Source organism: Mycobacterium sp. E1214, assembly GCF_001666755.1.
Classification (GTDB): domain Bacteria; phylum Actinomycetota; class Actinomycetes; order Mycobacteriales; family Mycobacteriaceae; genus Mycobacterium.
In genome coordinates this window covers 1-21,249 of the sequence record NZ_LZJC01000171.1, presented here as the reverse complement: position 1 = coordinate 21,249, position 21,249 = coordinate 1, and the positions used below count along the sequence as shown (strand labels likewise).

General features: G+C 71.4%; 16 protein-coding genes. 7 read left to right on the top strand and 9 right to left on the bottom strand.

Translation table 11 applies throughout. From position 1 onward, the window contains the following. Nucleotides 1-16: 16 nt before the first annotated feature. The 4 genes from A5700_RS24445 to A5700_RS24430 all read left to right on the top strand — a co-directional run bounded on the left by A5700_RS24445 (nucleotide 17) and on the right by A5700_RS24430 (nucleotide 5,638). The gene (locus tag A5700_RS24445) at nucleotides 17-607 is read left to right on the top strand and encodes a dTDP-4-dehydrorhamnose 3,5-epimerase family protein (RefSeq protein WP_068065245.1); all 591 of its coding nucleotides are present in this window, start codon (nucleotides 17-19) and stop codon (nucleotides 605-607) included. Nucleotides 608-684: 77 nt separating this feature from the next. Continuing rightward, nucleotides 685-2,178, top strand: coding sequence for a sugar transferase (locus A5700_RS24440; protein WP_231973689.1), 1,494 nt, complete (start codon nucleotides 685-687; stop codon nucleotides 2,176-2,178). Nucleotides 2,179-2,183: 5 nt separating this feature from the next. Next, nucleotides 2,184-3,671 (top strand): flippase, encoded by a 1,488-nt coding sequence (locus A5700_RS24435; RefSeq protein WP_068065248.1) that lies wholly within the window; start codon nucleotides 2,184-2,186, stop codon nucleotides 3,669-3,671. After that, the gene (locus A5700_RS24430) at nucleotides 3,668-5,638 is read left to right on the top strand and encodes a glycosyltransferase (RefSeq protein WP_068065251.1); all 1,971 of its coding nucleotides are present in this window, start codon (nucleotides 3,668-3,670) and stop codon (nucleotides 5,636-5,638) included. The genes A5700_RS24435 and A5700_RS24430 overlap by 4 nt, the downstream gene beginning before the upstream one ends. 4 nt (nucleotides 5,639-5,642) lie before the next feature. Here A5700_RS24430 and A5700_RS24425 read toward each other — a convergent pair whose 3' ends face one another. Beyond that, a complete protein-coding gene (locus tag A5700_RS24425) occupies nucleotides 5,643-6,506 on the bottom strand; it encodes a hypothetical protein (RefSeq protein ID WP_068065254.1) in 864 nt (287 codons plus the stop codon). 253 nt (nucleotides 6,507-6,759) lie between these two features. Between A5700_RS24425 and A5700_RS24420 the strand changes: the two genes are divergently transcribed. Together A5700_RS24420 and A5700_RS24415 are read left to right on the top strand one after the other, a co-directional pair. Next, entirely contained in the window at nucleotides 6,760-7,590 is an 831-nt protein-coding gene (locus A5700_RS24420; RefSeq protein ID WP_068065257.1) for a class I SAM-dependent methyltransferase, read from the top strand. Nucleotides 7,591-7,601: 11 nt separating this feature from the next. Beyond that, nucleotides 7,602-8,645, top strand: coding sequence for a glycosyltransferase family 4 protein (locus A5700_RS24415; protein ID WP_068065260.1), 1,044 nt, complete (start codon nucleotides 7,602-7,604; stop codon nucleotides 8,643-8,645). 5 nt (nucleotides 8,646-8,650) lie between these two features. Here A5700_RS24415 and A5700_RS24410 read toward each other — a convergent pair whose 3' ends face one another. The 8 genes from A5700_RS24410 to A5700_RS24375 form a co-directional block, all read right to left on the bottom strand. After that, nucleotides 8,651-10,327 carry a GMC oxidoreductase gene (locus A5700_RS24410; protein WP_068065263.1) on the bottom strand — a complete coding sequence of 559 codons (1,677 nt, stop codon included), beginning with the start codon at nucleotides 10,325-10,327 and terminating at the stop codon, nucleotides 8,651-8,653. After that, nucleotides 10,324-11,247, bottom strand: coding sequence for an aldo/keto reductase (locus A5700_RS24405; protein ID WP_068065266.1), 924 nt, complete (start codon nucleotides 11,245-11,247; stop codon nucleotides 10,324-10,326). The genes A5700_RS24410 and A5700_RS24405 overlap by 4 nt, the downstream gene beginning before the upstream one ends. Before the next feature lie 10 nt (nucleotides 11,248-11,257). After that, nucleotides 11,258-12,271 carry a glycosyltransferase family 4 protein gene (locus A5700_RS24400; protein WP_068065269.1) on the bottom strand — a complete coding sequence of 338 codons (1,014 nt, stop codon included), beginning with the start codon at nucleotides 12,269-12,271 and terminating at the stop codon, nucleotides 11,258-11,260. Beyond that, nucleotides 12,268-13,737, bottom strand: a complete 1,470-nt coding sequence (locus tag A5700_RS24395) for an O-antigen ligase family protein (RefSeq protein WP_068065274.1) — start codon at nucleotides 13,735-13,737, stop codon at nucleotides 12,268-12,270. The genes A5700_RS24400 and A5700_RS24395 overlap by 4 nt, the downstream gene beginning before the upstream one ends. Further along, nucleotides 13,734-15,203: a polysaccharide biosynthesis tyrosine autokinase gene (locus tag A5700_RS24390; protein ID WP_068065277.1), complete on the bottom strand. Its 1,470-nt coding sequence runs from the start codon at nucleotides 15,201-15,203 to the stop codon at nucleotides 13,734-13,736. The genes A5700_RS24395 and A5700_RS24390 overlap by 4 nt, the downstream gene beginning before the upstream one ends. Nucleotides 15,204-15,363: 160 nt before the next feature. Next, nucleotides 15,364-17,049, bottom strand: a complete 1,686-nt coding sequence (locus A5700_RS24385) for a hypothetical protein (protein WP_068205088.1) — start codon at nucleotides 17,047-17,049, stop codon at nucleotides 15,364-15,366. Between the two features lie 10 nt (nucleotides 17,050-17,059). Further along, on the bottom strand, nucleotides 17,060-18,916 hold the full coding sequence (locus A5700_RS24380) for a bifunctional diguanylate cyclase/phosphodiesterase (RefSeq protein WP_068065616.1): 1,857 nt from the start codon (nucleotides 18,914-18,916) through the stop codon (nucleotides 17,060-17,062). Nucleotides 18,917-19,015: 99 nt separating this feature from the next. Then, entirely contained in the window at nucleotides 19,016-20,590 is a 1,575-nt protein-coding gene (locus tag A5700_RS24375) for a hypothetical protein (RefSeq protein ID WP_068065283.1), read from the bottom strand. Between the two features lie 343 nt (nucleotides 20,591-20,933). Here A5700_RS24375 and A5700_RS24370 point away from each other — a divergent pair. After that, a partial coding sequence (locus A5700_RS24370) for an FAD-dependent oxidoreductase (RefSeq protein WP_197504172.1) occupies nucleotides 20,934-21,249 on the top strand: 316 nt, incomplete at its 3' end.

Below are 21,249 nucleotides of genomic sequence, written 5' to 3'. Positions count from 1 at the left end.
ACGAAAGGAGCGGTAAGTGAAGTACACGCCCACCAGAATCGCCGGGCTGACGATCATCGACCTCGAGCCGCAACGCGATCACCGCGGCTTCTCCTCGCGATCGTTCTGCGCGCGCGAATTCGCCGACCGCGGGCTGGTGTTCGACGTCGCGCAGACCGAGAACCTGTTCAGCTACACCCGCGGAACGGTGCGGGGGCTGCACCGGCAGGCGCCGCCGCACGCCCAGACCAAGCTGGTGCGCTGCAGCCGCGGGGCCATCGCCGCCGTCACCGTGGACATCCGGCCCGAGTCGCCGACCTACCGCACCCAGGTGATGGTCGAGCTGAGCGCCGACAACCACCGCGCGCTGTTCCTGCCGCCCTACGTGGCGCACGGGTTCCAGACGCTGATCGACGACACCGAGGTCAGCTACCAGCTCAGCGGCCAGCGGGCGCCGCTCGGCGAGCAGGGCTTCCGGTGGAACGACCCCGAATTCGCCATCGTGTGGCCGCTGCCGGTCACCGTCATCTCCGAGCAGGACGCCACGTGGCCCTCGCGCACCGCCGAGTTGGCGCCCGTCGAGACGGCGGCACGGCTCGGGCAGCTCTGCGCGAAGGCCGACCGGTGAGCGCGCCGATATGTCCGGCCCCGACCGGCATGCAGGCCTGGCCGCACCAGCGGACGCGTAAGCGGGCACCGGCCGTGATGATCTCGTTGCCCGGCGACCCGGCCGACGGCCTCCCGGCGAGCCCCGCACCCGCGACCGCACCGGCGCGGCGCTGGCAGCGCCAGTTCGCGCGGCGGCTGCGGCTGTCCGACACCGCGATCGTGTGCGCGTCGGTGCTGCTCGCCCAGTACGTCCGGTTCGGCGAGATCGCGAACACCTCGGGCTACCCCGACGCCGTCATGACGTTCTTCTCGGTCCTGTTCGCCGCGTTGTGGCTGTCGGCCCTCGCGGTGTTCCAGACCCGCTCGGCGCGGGTCATCGGGGCGGGCATCGACGAGTACCGGCGCATCGGCAGCGCGTCGTTCTGGACGTTCGGCATCATCGCGATGGTCACCCTGCTGGCCAAGGTGGACCTGGCCCGCGGCTACCTGGCGATCGCCCTGCCCGCCGGGACCCTAGGGCTGCTGGCCAGCCGCAGCCTGTGGCGCACCCACATCAGCCGCATGCGGGCGGCCGGCCAGTGCCGCACGACGGTGCTGGCGATCGGCGACCGCACGGCCGTCTCCCACCTCGCGCACGAGCTGGCCCGCAACCCGAAGAGCGGCTGCGTGGTGGTCGGGGTCTGCATCCCCGGCTACGGCCCGGCGCGCGGCAAGACGCTGACCATCGGCGGCCGCGAGGTGCCCATCCTCGGCGACGAGACCGACGCCCTGGCCGCCCTCGAGCGCTGCGGCGCCGACACCGTGGCGGTGACGCGCACCGAGCACTTCGGCGTGCAGGCCATCCGCGAACTGATGTGGCAGTTGGAGAGCCGCGACGTCGACCTGGTCGTCGCCCCCGGCGTGGTGGACGTCGCCGAGGCGCGGCTGACCCTGCGGCTCACCTCCGGATCGCCGCTGCTGCACGTCGAAAAGCCGCAATACGAAGGCACCCAGCGCTTCCAGAAGCAGGCCTTCGACGTGTGCTTCTCGCTGGCGGCGCTGCTCGCGACGCTGCCGATCCTGCTGGTCGCCGCAATCGCCATCAAGCTGACCAGCAGGGGACCCGTCTTCTATCGGTCGGAACGGATCGGCATCGACGGGCAACCGTTCACCATGCTCAAGTTCCGCACGATGATCGACGGGGCCGACCGGCAGCTCGGGCAGCTGTTGACGCTCAACGACTCCGCCGGCGGCATGCTGTTCAAGATGCGCAGCGACCCCCGGGTCACCCCCGTCGGCAGGTTCCTGCGGCGGTTCAGCATCGATGAGCTGCCCCAGTTCCTCAACGTGGTCAAGGGCGACATGAGCGTCGTCGGGCCGCGGCCGCCGCTGCGCCGCGAGGTCGAGAACTACGACGGCGACGTGCGGCGGCGGCTGCTGGTCAAGCCCGGCGTCAGCGGGCTATGGCAGGTGAGCGGGCGCTCGGACCTGTCGTGGGACGAGTCGGTGCGGCTGGACCTGTCCTACGTCGACAACTGGTCGATGGCCGGTGACCTCATGATCATCGCCAAGACGGTCAAGGCCGTCCTGACCAGCCACGGCGCATACTAGGGGCCATGACTGAGCCGACGGCGCCAGACGCGGTCGTGGGCTCGGTGCCGGTGTCGCGGATGGCGCACGCCTTCTCCATCCAATTGGCCTGCCGGGCGGCGGGCATGCTCGCCTCGGTGGTGTCGGTCGCGATGACCGCCCGCTACCTCGGCCCCGGCCGTTACGGCCAGCTCTCCATCGCGATGCTGTTCATCGCCATGTGGACCAGCCTGGCCGACCTCGGCATCGCCACCGTCATCGTGCGCCGGGTCACCTCCGGGCGCGGCGACCTGGAACGCCTGGTACGCATCAACAGCGGTCTGGCCCTTATGTATTGCGTTCCGCTCGCGGTGCTGGCGGCCGGGTCCGGCGTGCTGATCTACGGTGACGCGCACGTGCGGGTGATGCTCGTGGTGCTTTCGGGTGCGCTGCTGATGCAGACCATGGTGACCCGGTTAGAACCGGTGTTCCTGGCCACCGTCCGATTCGCCGCGGTGGCGATCTCCGACGTCGCCGGCCGGATCGCCGCCCTCATCCTGGTCGCCTGGCTGGTGGCCTCCCGCTGCGACGTCATCTGGTTCGCCGTCGCACAGCTCATCCCGCCGGCCATCGCGCTGCTCGTCCAGGGCGGCGCCGCGATGCGCCAGATCTCGGTGCGCCCGCTATTCGCGCTGCGCGAGGCCGCCGACCTGTTGCGGGAAAGCCTGCCGCTCATCGGTTTTCTGGTGGTCGGGCTGCTGTATTGCCGCGCCGACGGCGTCATCCTGTCGTTGTTGAGCACGCCATCCGAGGTGGGCGTCTACGGCCTGGCCTTCACCATCGCGTTCAACACCATCGTCGTCTCGCTGATCTTCCTCAAGTCCACGCTGTCGACCGCCACCGAGCTGTTCGCGCGGGACGTGGCCGCGTTCGCCGGGTTCCTGCGCCGCAGCGTCGAGCTGATGTACTTCTCGGCGGTGCCGGTCGCGGTGATCGGCGCGCTGCTGGCCGGTCCGCTCATCGGGTTGTTCGGTGACAAGGCGTTCATCGCCCGCGGCACGCCCACGCTCGCGCTGCTGTTCGTCGCGGCGGCGCTGCGGTTCGTCAGCGGCACCCTGGGCCAGGGCCTGGTGGCCAGCCACCACCAGCGAATCCTGTTGTGGCTGACCGTCGCAACGCTGGTGCTCAACGTCGCCCTGAACGTCGCGCTCGCGGGACGGCTCGGCGCCGTGGGGCCGGGCATCGCGCTGGTGTGCACGGAGTTCTTCAACATGGTCATCAGCAGCTGGTGGTTGCGCCGCGAGTGCAGTTACCGCACCCCCGTCCTGTTCGGGCTGCGCGTGCTGATCCCGACCGGGGCGAGCGTCGTTGCCGCCCTGGCGCTTTCGGGTCAGCACGTGGTGTTGCGGCTCGGCGTCGCGGCCGTCGTCTACCTGGTCACCAGCGCCGTAGTGGGCCCGTTGCGCTGGTCGGATCTGGGTGCGCTGCGGACCTCCGTGCAGGGCCCGCCGCACCAGAACCAGCCGGTCGCATGACGCGCCAGGAACTGGACCGGACGTACCTGCGGCGCCCGGCCGGCGGCGACGCCGGGCCGCCCGGCACCCGTTCGCTCGCGGCGCTGGTCGTCGGGTACCGAAGCCACGACGCGCTGCGGGTCTGCCTGGACAGCGCGGCCGAACACCTGCCGGGCGTGCCGATTCACGTCTACGAGAACAGCGGAGCGGACTACCCCGGCCGCCGCGAGCTGGCGGCGGCGTACCCGCACGTCGACTGGGTGTTGGGGTCGGCCAACATCGGCTTCGCCGCGGCAGTCAACGCGTTGGTGGATCGCACGCCCGCCGGCGCCGACCTGCTGGTGCTCAAACCCGGCGCTCGGCTGCTGGGGCCGTTGCAGCGGACCCGCGAGTTGCTGCGCCGGGAGAAGGTGGCAGCGGTCGCGCCGATGACCCGCGACGACGCCGCGGCCGCAGAAGCGCCGTGGGACAACGCCAGCCGCCCGCCCACCCTGCTGCGGGCGCTGACCTCGGCCGCGGGGTACGACGCGGCGCTGCGCGGCACGCCGCTCTCGCGACACTATGGCAGGCAGCCGCGGGAGACGGCGGCCCTCGAGGGCGACGTGAGCGGCGCGTGCCTGGCGATCAGCCGCGCGGCGTGGAACAGCGTCGGCGGCTTCGACGAGGAGTTCTTCGTGCACGGGGAGACGGCCGACTGGCAGGCCCGCGCCCGCGCGGCCGGCTGGCGGATCCTGCTCGCCGACGAGCTCGGCGCCGTCCGGCGCGACCCGGGTGTCGGCACGGGCGCCGAGCGCGACCGCGTGGGTGACCTGGTACGCGCCAACACCGCGCTGCTGCTCGAGCATCAGCGCGGCGTCCACCACGCCGATGCGTATCTGGCCGCGACCGCGCTGGCGCGGCGGCCCCGCCCGGCGCCGCGGCGCACCGGGACGCCGAGCATCGTGATCAGCACCAACCGCCTGGTGCACGGCGGCGCCGAGCGCCAAAAAGCGCTGCTGGCAACCGAATTGGACCGGCGCGGCTACCAGGTGACCATCGTGTGCATGCAGCGGTTCGGCCCGTTGATCGCCGAGATCCCGGCCACCGTGCGCGTGGTGCGCCAACCCTGGTGGGCCCCGATCGTCGACATCCCCCGCGGCCCGGCCGTGCTCATCACGGCCGACACCAACACCGAGGCCGGCTTCGCCACGCTGTGGCGCGCCGCCGGGCGGGACCGGCGCTGGCTGGTCGCGCCCCACGTCCCGCCCGAGGAGGATCGGCCCATCTACTCGCGGCCGTTGACCGCCGCGATGTGCCGGGCGGACGGCTTCATCGTTCTCGCGCAACGGCATTGGGAGATGCTGGCCGCCCAGCACCGCCTGCGGGGGCGGCGGTTCACCGCGCCCAACGGTGTCGCCCTGACCGGTGAACCCGCCCCGCGGACCCGCGACGCCGCCGATGCCCCGCATCTGGTGATGCTGTCGCGCATCCTCGAGCACAAGAACCCGCACGTGTTGGTCGAGGCGCTGGGCGAACTGGCCGACCTGCCGTGGCGGCTGTCCATCTTCGGTGACGGCCCGGACCGGGAGCGGCTGCAGGCCCGCACCCCGGCCGCGCTGCGCGACCGAGTGCACTGGCGCGGCTGGTCGCCCGGCCCGGGGCCCGCCCTGGCCGACGCCGACCTGCTGTGCGTGCCCAGCCGCTCCGAGGCGTTCCCCCTGGTGATCCTCGAGGCGATGGCCCGGGCGGTGCCCGTCGCGGCGTCGGCCATCTGCGCCGTCCCGGAGATGCTCGACTTCGGCGCCGCCGGGTTCCTCGTCGACGACGTGTCGGTGCGCGGTTGGCGGGACTGCCTGGCCGCGATCCTCGCCGACCCCGCCGCCCTGCCCGCGGTGGGGCGCCGCGGCTTCGAGCGGATGCGGCGGCTTTACACCGTGGAGGCGATGACCGACGCCTACCTCGAGGCGATCGGCGCCGTCCTCGACGACGTTGGCGCCCAACGCTTCTGAGGCGTCAGCGCCCGCCGAGGATTTTCGCCACGGTCCGCGGCGACGTCGGGTGCTGGCCGAATCCGCCGTAGAGGAAGTAGCGCGGTTCGGCGTAGAGCTGGGCGATGTCGGTGGGGACGTCGGCGAAGCGCTCGGCGAAGGCGGCGTCGACGAAGAACGCGTCGGAACCGGAATGGGCGTTGCAGCAGACCAGCCGGTAGTCGAAGGTGGCGAACAGCGCGGCGAAGCTGGCCAGCGACGCCCCGAAATAGTCGTCGGACTGCCAGACGTGCTGCGGGTCGTAGGCGATCTGGAAGCGCACCGGGGGCGGGAACTTGCCGTTGTATTCGACGACGAACAGCTTCGGGCGCACCCCGCCCGCCAACAAGGTCTCCACGAGGTAGATGTCGTTGCCGTCGAGGTCCAGCGACACGACATCGACGGTCGTGGCGTCGATGGCCCGCAGGCACTTCCGGCTCAGGGCCAGGATGTTCGCGGCGGTGATCCACGCCTTCTCGTAGGTGAAGCGCGGGTTGTCGCCGGGGTCGACCGCCAAATCCTGGCCGCCGACCCAGAATCCCTTCCAGCCCAGCGCGGCGAGGATCAGCGTGTTGTTCTCGGTGCCGTCACCCACCCCGAATTCGCCGAACACCCCGTCGTCGAGCGACCCGATCCGGCGCAGGATCTCCAGGGTGATCCCGTCCTGGTCGGTCGACGAGAAGCACTTGCGCCCGGCGCGGTTCAACGGGTTGGGGTGCTCGGCCTTGCGGGACTGTGAATGGTCGAACAGCACCAGATCCTTGAGCTGCTCCAGCGTTTCGGTGCCCAGGACGCGCCGCACCCGCTGCTTGACCCGCTGCCGGGCCGAGGGCGTCGCGTTGCTGCTCATCGGGCGGTCATCTCCGCAGCGCCTCTTTCCCGGATGCTCGAGTGGACCATAAAGCTACCAGCAAGGAGTTGCCACGCCGGTGATTTGCCGCGAGGGACGCCAGGCCTCGCCAATGCCGTTCCTTCCCAACCGCTTCCTGCGTCCGGTGGACACCGCCGAACGCTTGCCCACCGCGCGCCGTGTGCCGTAGGTTCGAACCGTCCGTCTCGCGTTTGCTGACAGCGCGGGACCCGTTCGGGGAAGGCTCGATAGCGTGCTGTGCCGCATCTGCAGTTCCGGCACCACCCCGGCGTTCTCGCACCAGGTGCTGGGCAAATACCAGACCCACTATCACTTCTGCGGCAACTGCGGCGGCCTGCAAACCGACGAGCCGTTCTGGCTGGACGAGGCCTATGCCAGCCCGGTGGCGGCGGCGGACACCACGTTGCTGTGGCGTAACCAGTACCTCGCCCGGGCGGTCTCGGTGTTGCTGTACTTCCTATTCGACCGGGACGGCCGCTACCTCGACGCGGCCGGGGGCTACGGGGTGTTCACCCGCCTGATGCGCGACATCGGTTACGACTTCTACTGGACCGACAAGTACTCGCCCAACCTGACGGCGCAGGGCTTCGAGGCCGAGGCCGGCCCGGGCGCCCCCTACACCGCCGTCACGGCCTTCGAGGTGCTCGAGCACCTGGCCGACCCGGTCGCGTTCGTCGCGGAGCTGCTGGACACCACCGGCACCGACACGATCATCTTCACCACGGAGATGTTCGCCGGTGCGCCCCCGGATCCGCGGGAGTGGATGTACTACGCGTTCGCCACCGGCCAGCACATCACCTTCTACCAACGCTCGACGCTGGAGCTCATCGGCAAGCGATTCGGCATGGACTTCCACACCTCCAAGACCCGGTGGTGGGCGTTGGGGGGCATGGGGATTCACGTCTGGACGCGGGCCAAGATGAACCCGCTGGTGTGGCGGCTGCTCGCCTCGCCGCGGATCACCGGCGCCCTGCAAGCATTGCCGCGGCGCGGCCTCCAGACGCGGATGTGGACCGACGCGGACACCTTCTTACAGCCCGATCAGGGCCGGGCCCTGCCGTGACTTCGCCTCGGGTGCTGTGGCTTTCGCCATGGACGCGGCCGGCGGTGCGGGTGCAGGCGGAGGCGTTGCAGCGGGCCGGCGCCGACGTGTTGTTGGTGACCTCCGACCGGCATCCCGAGTCGGACGCCGCCCGCGACTACGAGCTGGTGCTCGATCCGCGGTTCCGCACCGCGTCGACTTGGCCGCCGACCCTGCGGGCGTGGGGCCGGATACGGCGCTACCGGCCCGACGTGGTCATCGCCGAGATCGTCCGCGATCCCCGCTGGATCGCGCTTGCCGGGCGGGCGCCACGCATCCAGGTGGTGCATGACGACCAACCGCACGACCCGGGTGAGCAGACGCCGGGCTACGAGCGCGCGGTCTTCGACCGCTGGGGGGCCCGCTCGGCGGCCACGATCACCTACAGCGACTATGTGGCGGCCGGCGTGGCCGGGCGCCGCGACGTGGCGGGCACGGCCGTGCACGTGGTGCCGCTGGCCAGCGACATCGACCCGCCGCGGGTGCCGCCGTTCGTCGGGCCGCAGGGGCGGCGCGACTTCGTCATGTTCGGCCGCCTCAACCCGTACAAGAACGTCGACGTCGTGCTCGAGGCCTGGCAACGGCACGTCGGCGGCGGCGGTTGGCGCGGCGACGATCTGGTCCTCATCGGTGGCGGGTCGCTCGACCCGGCGGCGCTGCCGAAGCACACCCGGTGGCGCACCGGCAGTTACCGCTACGCCGACGTCATCCCGACGCTCGCCGCGGCGAAGGGCTCGATCTCGCACTACCGGCGCGCCTCGCAGAGCGGCGTGCAGGTGCTGTCGATGCAGCTGGGCGTGATGCCGATCGTGTCCACCGCGGGCGCCCTGCCCGAATACCAGCCACCGGGTTGCGATCCCGTCGGCGTCGACGACGTGGCCGGATTGGCCGCCGCGTTCGACCTACTGGCCGACCCGGGGGCCGCCGCGCAGCTCGGGGCGCAGGCGGCGCGGCACTACGCGCGGCGCTGCGACGTCGACATCGTCGCCCAGCGCATCCTCGAGGTGATCGCCGGGGTGTTGGCGCGCCGGCGCTGAACCCGTCACGCGGTCCTGGGTTGCGTTGCTTCGCAACCCTTTCGGGCCGCGGCGAGGCGGTCCGCCAGCCGGACGCCCAGAGCGATGCCCAGCAGCGTCGGATTGGCCTGGCTGGACGTCGGCAGCACCGAGGTGCTCGCGACGTAGAGGCCGCGCACCCCGTGGACTTGCAGGTCGGCGTCAACGACGCCGCCGTCCGGGGTCCGCGACATGCGGGTCGTCCCGGCCTGGTGGTAGCCGGCGTGCCCGCGCAGAAATTCGCGCACCGCGCCCTCGACGTCGTCGGTGAGCCACTCCACGTGCCCGACACCGTGCCGCCGCAGGTGCGCGTCGATGACGGCGATGGCCGCACGCACGCTGGCGTAGTCGGCGTCGGAGAAGTGGATATGGGTGCGCAGCCTGCGCATGCCGAGCGCGTCGCGGTCGTCGGCCAGCTCGACCCGGCTTTCCCAGTGCGGCAGGTGTTCCCCGTGATAGTGCAACAGGTAGCGGTTGTCGGCGCTCTTGACGAAGAAGCCCGGCGCCTTGCGGCCGCGGCGCAGGAAGCGGGCGTAGGAGAAGGTGACGGCGAACCGCAGCGAGCCGAAGAGATCCCGGACGATGTTGCGCAGGTGCGCCAGGACGCGCGGCGGGCCGTCGGTGTGCGTGTGCTTGGCGCGGATCGCCTCGGCGAGCAGGAACCGCCCGACCGGCGAGATCAGCGTCAGGTAGACGCCCGACAAGATCCCGCTGCCGTGGCTCGGGTCGCTGATCGGCGGATTGACCAGCCAGATAGCGGCATTGAGCATCCCCGCCTCGCGCTGCAGCCGCGGGTCGAAGGTGAACCGCCGCCGGACGTAGACTCCGTCGCCGTCGCGTTCGTAGCCGTAGCGGACGTCGTCGGTGCGAAAGTGCACGCGTGCGACGCGGCCCTCGACGTGCGACATGTACCAGCGCCCGAGGTGCCCGCCCGCGTTGCCCAGCTCGCCGGAGGCCAGCAGCAGCCGCGTCGCCTCCAACCCCCCCGTTGCGAGCACGTAGTCGGCGGCGACCACCCGGCCCTGCCGGCCGTCGAGCGACTTGACGACGAGATGGCCGACGCGGTCCCCGGCCGTGACGATCTCGGTGCACGTCAGGCCCGTCCACACGGTCAACGTCTCGGCGACGCGCAGCGCCGGGCGGTACTGGCGCCCGAACCGGGTGGGCAGCGCCCACCGCTCGAGATCCGTTGTGCGGACCTCACCGTCGGGCAGGCCGGCCACCAGGTCGTGCCGGGCGAGCTCCGGCACGTCGCGCGCGTTGAACACCGCCCGTCCGCACGCCGCCCAGTCGCAGGCGCGCTGCAGGTATGGCGCGACGTCGTCGTAGCCGATGGGCCAGGGCGCCTGCGCCGTGAGGGGCCGCTCCTCGAAGTCGATGCGGTCGAATGCGACGCAGCGGCCGCCCCACAGCGCCGTCGTCCCGCCCAGCTGGCGGCGGATCATCAGCTCGCTGCGCGCGTGCAGCTCGTCGTCCTGCCGCGAGTCCAGCGTCGACAGGTCTTGGGCCGCTGGGCTCGTCCGCTCGAGTCCGCTTTCGATCAGCGCCACCCGCACGCCCGCCCGCGCGAGCTCCAGCGCGGTCGCGATGCCGATCGCGCCGGCCCCGACGACCGCCACGTCGGTCTCGATGGTCGCGCCGTCGGTGAAGTCCTCCCGGATCATCTGTCACCGCCGCGGCCGTCGGCGGCGAGGGCGAGGAAGCGCGTGACGGTCTCGGGGTCGGGCGGCGACGACAGCGCGTGGGCGGCCTCGGCGACGCGCCGGGGCTTGGTGCTGCTGTACAGGATGGCTCGGCACCCGGTCGCGGCCGCGGTGCATCCGAGGATCAGCCTGGCCAGCACCCCGGGCGCGAGCGGGTCGAGCTGCAAGGTGTCGCGCCAGCGGCGGGCCAGGGCCGCGTCGGCCCGCAGCGCCGCGGTCAGCGTCGTGTGCGCCGAATTGAGCACGCCGAAAACGAGGTCCGCCGGGCGCGGCGGCGGGGTGAGCGCGTCGCCGCGCACCTGGCTGACCCCGTGCGGGGCGAAGTCGCGCGCGAAGTCCACCTCGAGCCCCTCGTCTTGCGAGACCCCCCACGCGCGGATCTTGCCCTGCCGGTGGGCGCGCTCGAAGAACCCGCACAGCTCGTCGGCGGCCACGACGTCGCCGGGCCGCGGCCCGTGCACGAACAGGATGTCGACATGCTCGACGCCCAACGCGGCGAGGCTCTCGTCGAGGCTGCGGGCCGCCCCGACGGCGTCGTAGACCCGGGGCGCCGGCGGCGCCGCCTGGCGCCGCTTGACCGCGGCGCGCAGTCCCGGCGCCGCCCGCAGCAGGGCCCGCGCGGGCGCCTGAAACCGCCCCAGCCGCCGCGCCATCGGGCCCACGCCGATGCCGAACTTGGTGGCCACCGTCACCGCGTCGCGGTCGACGGTGCGCAGGAACGCGCCCAGCTCCGCCTCCGCCATGCCCAACCCGTACATCCGGGCGGTGTCGAAGTGCGTGATGCCGTTGTCCACCGCCGCGGCGAGCACGGCCAGCCGCTCCCGGCGCGACGGCGCCTGCAGCAGGCCGCCGCAGCCGAAGCCGACGGCGCTCACCGGCACCCCTTGCAGCTCAACGTGTTTCAACGGCGCAGCCCTCGTAGATGCGGCGCAGCTGCGCGCCGATGACCTCCGGACTGCGGGTCGCGGCGATGTGCGCCTGACCGCGCAGGCCGTCGCGTTCGGCCAGCTGCGGATCGCGCAGGTACCGGCCGATGGCCAACGCGAGCGCGGGCACATCACCGACGGGCACCAACATCGCGGGGTCACAGGCGATTTCGGCCGTGCCGCCGACGGGCGTGGCGACGAACGGACGCGCCCCGGCGAGGGCCTCGGTGAGGATCATCGGCATCCCCTCGGCGAAGGACGGCAGCGTGACCACCCGCACGGTGCGCAGCAGGTCGCGGATGTCGTCCGGGTGCACCGGGCCCTCGACGGTCAGCCGCTCCACCTGCGGCGGCACGTAGTCGTCGAGGACGCCGACGATGCGGCAGTGTCCCTCGATGCCCTCGGCGAGCAGCAACCGCCACGCCTCGACCAGCTTGTCGACCCCCTTGCGCCTGCCGATGGTGCCGGCGAAGAGCACCACGGGCGGCGTCGACGCGGCACCGGGCGCGTCGGCGTCGATCGCGATCGGGTTCGCCACCACGGAGGTCGCCACGCCGGGGGCCACCGCCTCGACCGCGGTGCGCGCCTCCTCCGACAGCACGATGACGTGGTCTGCCCTGCGTAACGTCGACCCGACGAATTCCGGTCGCGCGCGGGCGAATGCGGGGAAGTCCGAGCCGTGGATGGTGACGACCACCCGAAAGCCGCGGGCCCGGGCCAGCCGCAGTAGCGGCCCTTCGCGCAGCCAGGCCCCGCCGTTGGAGATGTGGAAGTGTGTGACGGCCGAGCGCGGGGCGCGGGCCAGCGCCGCGCCCGCACGCGCCGTCAGCAGCAAGCTCTTGCCGTGCCGCCGGCCGTTCCAGGTCGACAGGACGCGCACGTCGTCGGCCCCGATCGTGTGGTCGCGCAGCACCCGGATCACGGACTGCGTGCCGCCGAAGCTGTACATGTCGGGGCCGACGTGGATGACCGCGGTCACGGGTGCGCCCCGGCCAGCGCGGGGGCGGCGGCCGGCGGGGCGTCGGCCCGCTCGGGGCGCGGCAACCGGGCGAACGCCATCGTCGCGCCCAGGGCCAGTCCGATCGCCAGGGCGTCCATCGGCATCTCGGGCAGCGGCCACACGGCCGTGATCGCGAGCAGCGCGGAACTGACGGCGGCGGCCAGCTTCGCCTGCGGGGTGGCGCGCCGCACCGCCCGCACCACGGGGGTGAGCGCGAACCAGGCGAACACCAGCATGCCCACCGCCCCGGCCTTGGCCAGCCACCATTGGTAGAACAGGTGCGAGTAGGTCGGGCCGAGCTTCCAGGAGAAGGCGTTCGGGTCGTTGCCGGAGGGCAGCTGGTAGGCGTAACCCAGCCCGTGGCCGAACACCGGCGCCTGCGCGATCGCGTCGTTGAGGCGGGCGACCTCGCGCAGCCGGTCCAGGGTCGACTCGTCGACGGCCAGGGCGCTGGCGGAGACGCCGCCCAACACCCGCTGATTGAACGCGCTGAACTGGTCGCTCAGCCACGATCCGGCGCCGGAATGTTGCAGCAGGAACAGCGATCCGGGCACGGTCACCGCGAACACCGCCGCGCTGAACGCGACCACGCCGGCCGTCCGGCGGATGGCCGGCCAGCCGAAGCTGGTGACGAAGGCGACCGCGGCGGCCACTGCGATGGCGATCAGGGTGTTCCGGGCGAAGGACAGCAGCGAGATGATCAGCGCGGGCGGCCCGAACGCGAGATACACCGCGGGGCGCACGCGCCCCATGACGGCGGCCGCGACGAGCCCGGACAGCGCGGCGGTGGCCGGCGACTGGATCGACAGCACGATGCGCAGGGCCTGCCCGGCGCCCGTCGCGCCCTCCAGGCTTTCCGCCCGGCCGGCCAACCGAATGGCGTGCAGCGAGCTGATGATGGCCATGCCCGCCGAGAACCACAGGATCACCACCATCACCCGCAGGGTCCACCGGACGTAGCCGCCGTAGACCACCAGCAGGGCCATGACGAACCCGATGACCATCTCGATCAGCGTCGTCGACTCGCGCACCACCATCGTCGAGTCGTGGCCGACCTCGAATCCGAGCAGCGTGTAGTAGAGCACGGTCAGCAGGAAGACTCCGGGCAGCAGCCAGTCGCCGAACCGCAACCGCACCTTGGGCAGCAGGTACGCGATCGCGAGCAGCGCGGCACCCTGATAGGCGTACACCGCCAGCGGGCCGATGACCTTGCCGACGTGCAGGCCCTCCGGCAGCGCGGCGAACGCGCCGAACAGCGTGACGCCCACCATGCCTTCGGGTTTCACCCAGTAGACGACGAGGCAGAACAACGCGGCGATGAGGATGACGCCCTCGGTGGTGCGGCGCACCGAGAGCACCCCGAACAGCACGCAGCCGAACAGGAAGACCGCCAGCAAAACGCCGTCCACTGCCAGGCGACGGCGACCGGGCAGGTAGGGGATCACGCCGGCCCGCTGACCTTTGCGCGGTAGTTCTTCGCGGCGGCCCGCAGGTGCATTGACGGTCGGGCGTCGGTCAGCACGGTGCCGACGATCTCTGCGCCCGCCGCGCGGAACGCGCTCAGCGCGTCCTTCAGTTCGTCGACCGTCGTGCGGTTCGCCCGCACCACCAGCACGGTCGCGGACACGGCGCCGGCCAGCAGGCCGCTGTCGGCCGTCGCCAGCACCGGCGGTCCGTCGACGACGATTCGGTCGAAGCGCGACGAAAGATCGTCCAGCACGCGGTCGATCACCTCCGGCAGGAAGGCGCTGGCGGTGGGGGCGTCGCGGCGCGCGGTCCGCGACGCGAGGGTGAACAGCTTCGGGATGCCGGTCGGCTTGACGGCTTCCGCGGCGATGTCGGGGTTGGCCAACGCGTTGCCCAGCCCCTCCCCCGACTCCACCCGCAACAGCCCCGCGATGACGTGGCGGCGGGTGTCGCCCTCGATCAGCAGGACGTCCTCGCCGATCTCGGCGAGCGCCAAGGACAGGTTGAGCGCCGTCGACGTGGTGCCCTCACCACCGAACGGCGCCGCCACCAGCACGCGCCGGGCGTCGGGGCCCATCGCCCGCAGCAGCCGGGCCCGCAGCCCGCGCACGGCGTCGTCGAAGGTGGGGTCGCTGCCGAACCGCGGGGTATTGCCCCGCTTGCCGGTCAGTTCGGCCAGGGTCGGCAGGCCCGAAAGTTGTTCCAGTTTCTCGCGGGTGCGCACCGTGCGGTCGCCCGCTTCGCGGGTCAGGGCCACCGCGATGCCCAGCAGCATCCCCGCGATCAGCCCCATCGCCATGTTGCGCGCCGGCACCGGGGTGATCGCGTGGTCGGGCACCCGGGGCGGCTCGACCACCCGGGCCCGGGCAACCGGCAGCGGCTTGGCCGGCGTGCCGGTCGCGTCCGTCGGCTGCACCACCACCGGCGCCGCGGGTTCGGCGTCGTCGGGCTTGGGCGCCACGGACGGGCCGGCGGTCGCGGGGGCGGCCCGGCCGTTCGGGCCCGCGCCCGCCCCGAGCGTCGGGATCAGCGCGGCGAACTGGTCGGCCATGGCCCCGGCCAGCGCGGCCGCCCGCGACGGGTCGGTGTCCCGGACGCTGATGGTGAACAGCATCGACTTCGCGGTGTATTTCACCTGGGTCTGCGAGACCAGGTCGTCGGCGCTCAGCGGCACCTGCAGCTGGGCGACGGCGCGCTGCGCGACGGTGCGGCCGCCGGCGATCTGGGCGTAGGACGACAACCGTTCCTGCGCGGTCAGGGTGCCGTTGTACAGCTCGGTGAGGTCGGTGGCGCCGGGGAAGGAGACGAGGAGGGTGGCCGACGACTGATAGTGCTTGGTCTGCACGGCGGTGACGGCAGCGGCGCCGATGGTGCAGGCGAGCAGCGCCCCCAGGGCCAGTTTCCAATGCGCGAGCAAAACCCTGGTGAAGGTGCGGAAATCCATCCACTAACCTCTCTGGATCGACGCCCGCCGACAGGCGCCGAATTGTGTCACTTCACACCCGCCGCGCAAAGTTCATCCGACATTATGCACCCATCGTGACCTCGGAACCGGCGGTTCGGCGGGGGGTTCGGCGACTTTGCTGCGGCGCCGCGCCCGCCGCTCACCGCGGGGGCACGGAGGTCAGCGCGTCGCGCGGTATGTCGAGCGTGGCGAGCGGATAGCCGCCGGCTTCGTCACGCCCATAGCGGGCCAGGTGCATGGGTGGATAGTTCACCACGTGCGACGCACCCGGCTTGTGCTGCTGCCAGTCGACCGAGGCGCGCAGGGTGTAGTGCCCCGGCGGCAACCCGTTGAGGTCCACCGACACCGACTCGGTGTGCGACGTGGCGACGGGCTCGTCGCCGGAGTCTTGAGACTTCCCGGGCGCCAAGGTCTTCAGCGCGAAGGTCGCCGGCAGGGTGCGCACCGCGGCGCCCGCGAAATCCACGAGCCGGTAGGTGGGCACCCAATTCTCGACGGCCGCGGCGGACCCGTAGTTGGTCCACACCACCGACAGCGTCGCGACGCCGTCGCGCACCGTCTGCGAGTCGGGCCGCGGCTCGACCGAATAGCGGTAGCCGGCGAAGACGTTGGCCTTGGCCCACAGCAGATACAGGGCGGGGTCCATGGGAGTCGTCGCGTCGACCGCCGGGAAGTTGAAGCTCGACGTCATCGACACGTGGTATTTGACGACGTCGCGCAAGCCCTTGTCGTAGTAGGCGCGCGGGTCGGTGCCGTCGGGCAGCTGGCACCACTCGGTGATCACCAGGCCCGACGCCATCCGGTCCTTGAGCTGACCGACCAGCGGGTTCTTGGTCTGCACGTAGTGGGAGCCGTCGGCTTCGGCCCACGCCGGCAGGGGCGCCAGCACGCCGAGGCAATCGGACCGGATGCCCACCGGCGCCGACAGCTTCTTGGTCACGTCGTCGTCGAGCAGCTGCTTGACGATCTCCGGGTTGAGCGGCGTGGTGACCAGCTGGGTGTGCGGAAACGCGTCGACGTTGGCGGCGACCAGCTGCTGGATCGACGCGCTGGTGATGCTCTGGTCGCGAAACTGGCTGTAGTAGCCCAACTTCGCGACGCTTTCGTCGGGCAGCGCCCCGGGGGCGCCCAATTTGTCCCGCAGGTAGGCGATGTGGTTTTCGCTGAAGTCTCCGTATCCGGAGAACTCGAACACGCTGAGCCGTTCGTCGCCGTCGTAGCGCTCGGCCAGCGCGGCGAGCAGGTCGCCGAAGGCACGCAGGTAGGCGGGGTCGTTCCAGTTCGGGACCACCTGGGTCACCCCGGGTGTCCACCAATACCGTTGCGGCCCGGGGTATTCGGCCGACTCCGGGCGCATCCAGTCGGGGATGGCGATGTTGGTGTTGTTCGGGTAGCTGGCGTCGCAGCAGGAGTTGTAGGCGAACACCCGCAGCGTCAGCCGCATGTTGCGGGTGGCCAGTTTGGTCAGCGCGTCGTCGATCACGCTGAAGTCGAACTTCTTGTCATCGGGGGTGTCGGGGGGCAGCGTGCCCGGGTCGGCGGGCTGCAGTTGGCGCCAGGACACTCGCAGGCTGGCGTCGTCGGACGCGGGCCACGCCGGGTAGCGCCGCTGGCCCGGGTTGGCCTGCGGGAACAGCGGCATCATGAGGTCCTCGTACTGCCCGCGCAGCGGGTTGGCGATCTCCTGCACGCCCGGTGGGATCGTCGCCCCGGGCACCACCACGAGCGGGCCGGACGCGCCACGGTCACCCCCGCCGCATCCGCCCAGCAGCAGCGCCGCGCACAGCACGGCGACCGCCCTGCCTATTCTCGAGTGTCGGAGCATCGTTGCGATGTTAGATCCCGCCCAGGGGCAACGTCTCGCGGTCGGCGAGGAACGGCAGCGGCATCCACCGCGCAGACAACAACGCCTCCATCGCCTCGCCGGGCACCGGACGCGACAACAGGAAGCCCTGCGCGCGGTGGCAGCCGTGCTGCAGCAAAGTCGTTGCGGCGGCCGGGGTTTCGACACCCTCGGCCACCACTTCCAAGCCGAACGCCTCAGCCAGACCGATGATGGCGCGCACGATGGCCAGATCACCGGCACTCGTTCCGAGATCGCGCACGAAGCCGGTGTCGATTTTGAGCATGTCAACCGGCAGCGACTTCAGGTGCGACAGCACCGCGTAGCCGGTGCCGAAGTCGTCGATCGCGACCTGCACCCCGACATCCTTGAGCTCCGCCAACGTCTTTCGTGTCATGTCGATGTCGTGCACGACCGCGCGCTCGGTGATCTCCAGGCACACCGACCCCCCATCGATGCCGAACTCCTCGATGATGTCGGCGACGGACGCGACGAAGCCACGGGTGAGCAGTTCCAGCGGTGAGACGTTGATGCGCAAGATGGCGCCCTGGCCGACGCCGTTGGCGCGCCACCGGCTGAATTCGGCGCACGCGCTGCGCATCACCCAGCGGCCGAGTTCGGCCGCGAGGTTGGTGGTTTCGGCGACACCGATGAAGGCGTCGGGCAGCAGCAGCCCCCAGACCGGGTGCCGCCAGCGGACCAGCGCCTCGGCTCCCACGACGGCGCCGGTGCCCAGGTCGACCTCCGGAAGATAATGCAGCAGCAGGGCTTCGCCGTCGATGTCGCCCTGCAGGTGCAACTCGATGTCGTTGCGGAAGGCGCGCTTGAGCGACATGTCGTCGGTGGACACCGCGGTCTGGTTGCCGCCGGCCCGCTTGGCGGTCAGCACCGCCTCGTCGGCGCGGCGCAGCAGGTCGGTGCAGTTGTCGTGGCCCGGCATGCCGACGGCCAGCCCGATGCTCACGGTGCGGCTGATCACGTGGCCGCCGATGGCCAGGCGTTCGCACAGCGTCGTCGACAGGCCGCGGGCGAGCGTCTCCGCGGCCTCCGACGACATCGGCTGATCGGGGACGACGACGAACTCGTCGCCGCCCAGCCGGGCGATCACGCTGTCGCTGCCCACGCATTCGCCGATGCGCTGCGCGAACAACCGGATGAACCAGTCGCCCGCGGTGTGGCCCAGCGAATCGTTGATCGGCTTGAGCCGGTCCAGGTCCAAATAGAGCACGGCGACCGGTCCGGGCCGGTCCGGCGCGAGGCGCTCGGCGAGGCGCGCGAGCAGGGCCCGCCGGTTGTACAGGCCGGTCAGGTCATCATGCTCGGCGAGGTAGCGCAGCCGCTCCTCGGCGGCGATGCGGGCCTGCAGCTGCGCGAACAGGGCGGCGACGGCCTCGAGGGTGTTGAGCTCCTTGGCTTTCCACTTGCGCGCCCCGAACCTGACGAAACCCAGCAGCCCGGTGGTGATGCCGCCCGCCACCAGCGGCGCGGCCGCCACCGACGGCGAGGCCGGTCCGCCGGGCGTGCGCCGCCCCGACCGGCCGGCCGGGTCCGGCCGCAGGACCACGGGTCGGCGGCCGTGCTCGCACTGCTCCAGCAGCGAGCGGGCGCCGTCCGCCCGGAGGAAAGCCATGGGGTCGGGGTCCGGCGCGTCAGTGCGCGACGGCCACTGGGCGACCAGCTCCGTCGTCTGGGTGTCGTGGTCGTGGTGGCACAGGAAGCTGGCGTCGACGTCGAACTCCTCGACGAGCTGCGCGAGCACCTGGCGGCTCACCGCGGTCGCCGAGGCCGCGGTGGCTTCCATGAGTTGGGTGGCGACGGAGGTGACGACCAGGTCCAGGCTGCGCTGCACGAACACCTCCGGTAGGGGCAGGGCAGGGGTCGTTACCGAAAGAAACCTTAGCACCCGCGGCGGAGCCCGACCGGGTGTGCGCGGCGGTCCGCGCACCCGCTACCGCGCGTCGCTCGAAATGTCGAGGGTGGCAACGGGATACAGGCCCGAGCCATCGCGACCGTCGCGCGCCAGCGCCATCGGCGCGTAGTTGACCACGTGCGAGGCGCCCGGCTTGTGCTGTTGCCAGTCCACCCCGGCCCGCAGCGTGTAGTGCCCGGGCGCCAGCCCGGTGATGTCGACGTGCACCGCCTCGGTCGCCGACTCGGGGACCGCCCCCTCGCGCGACTGGCTGGAGTCGTCGTGCACGAGCGTCTTGAGGTTGACGGTCGAGGGCAGGTTGCGCACCACCGCGCCGGAGAAATCCACCAGTTTGTAGCCGGGCGCCCACTGTTCGGTGGCCGCCGCCGCGCCGTAGTTGGTCCACGCCACCGAGATGGTCGCGACCTTGCCTTGGATCGACTGGGAGCCGGGCTTGGCCTCGACCGAGTAACGGTAACCGGCGTAGGTATTGGCTTGCGCCCACAGCAGATACAGCTTGGCGTCCATCGCCGACGACGAATCCCGGTCGGGGAAGTGGGCGCTCGCCGTCATCGAGACGTGGTAGCGGACGACGTCGCGCAGGCCCTTCTCGTAGTAGGACCGGGGGTCGGTCCCGCCCGGCAACCGGCACCAGTCGGTGATCACCGGCGCCGAGACCAGGCGCTGTTTGATCGCGCTGACGACCGCGTCGTTGGTGCGCACGTAGTGCGAGTCGCCGGACTCCGCCCACTCGGGCAACGGCGCTTGCACGCCAAGGCAATCCGCGCGGACGCCGACCGGCGCGGACAGCCTCTTGGTGACGTCGTCGGCGAACAGCTCACGCACGATCTCGGGGTTCTGCGGGCTCACCACGAGTTGGGTGCGCCCGAAGGCGGCGACGTTGGCCGCCACCAGCTGCGCGACGGCGGCCTTGGTGATGGTTTGGTCGTGAAACTGGCTGTAGTAGCCCAGCTTTGACTGGCTGTCGTCGGGGCCCGGCGCGCCCGGGATCGCGATCCGGTTCGCCCCGCCGTCGCCGTATCCGGAGAACTCGAACACGCTGAGCCGCTCGTCGCCGTCGTAGCGGCGCCCCAACGCGGCCAGCAGCTGGCCGAAGCCGTTGAGGTAGTCGGGGTCGTTCCAGTTCGGGACGGCCCCGGTCGGCGGGCGCATCCAGTCGGGCACCGCGACGTTGGCGGGGTCGGCGGAGTTGTACGCGTAGACGCCCAGGACCAGCCGCATGTTGCGGCTGGCGAGCTTGGTCAACGTGTCGTCGATCGCGGTGAAGTCGAACTTGCGGTCATCGGGGGCGTCGGGCGGGAGCGTGCGCGGGTCCACCGGCTGCAGCTGGCGCCACGAGACGCGCAGGCTCGCGTCGTAGGACGCCGGCCAGGAGGAGTACCGCTGCTGAGCCGAATTCCCCTGCGGGAAAAGCGGATTGAGCATCTCCTCGTACTGCCCGCGCAGCGGATTCGAAATCTCCTGGGCGGTGGGCGCAATGGCCGGGCTGACCATCGCGGACAGCGGCCCCGGGTCGGTCTTGTCCCCGCAACCGGCCACCACGGCCGCCGTGCACAGGGCAGCGGCCAACGCGCGAGGCAATGAGTGGACCATCGGGGGTCAGATCGCGCCCGCCGGCGCCCCACACCGGCCCGACGCCGACAACGTCGCGAAGTTGCTGATCTTCAAGGTTGCGTCTCCCAACACACACCGATGCGCACTGCTGAGTTGCCTCAACCGTCGCGGGTTTTCCGGCGCGGGTCTCCGGCCCTGGGGCAGGCCGCGAATTGGCGTAGCGCAGCGTATCACGACCCGCCGCGACGGCGTCGCCGCAGCTCATCGCCACCGCGGCCCGGGGTCTGAGTGAGACGGGTCACAAACGGGGCCCGTCTTGTCACGCCCGCCAGGGGCGCGGTGTCTGAAGGGTGTAAGCCCCCACGAGAACAGGAGACACCTCATGAACAAGCCGGTCGAGTACAGGCCACACGTCGTGGTGGTCGGCGGTGGCTACGCCGGAACCCTGGCCGCCAACCGGTTGCGCCAGCGCCCGGATGTCGACATCACCCTCGTCAATCCCCGCCCGGTGTTCGTCGAGCGGATTCGGTTGCACCAGTTGGTCGCCGACACCGGCGCGGCGACCGCCGATTACGCGACGCTGCTGGGCGAGGGCATCCGGCTGGTGGTGGACAGCGTCGAGGGGATCGAGACCGCCGGGCGGCGGGTCCTGTTGGCCTCGGGCGCCGAACTGCCCTACGACTACCTGATCTACGCCG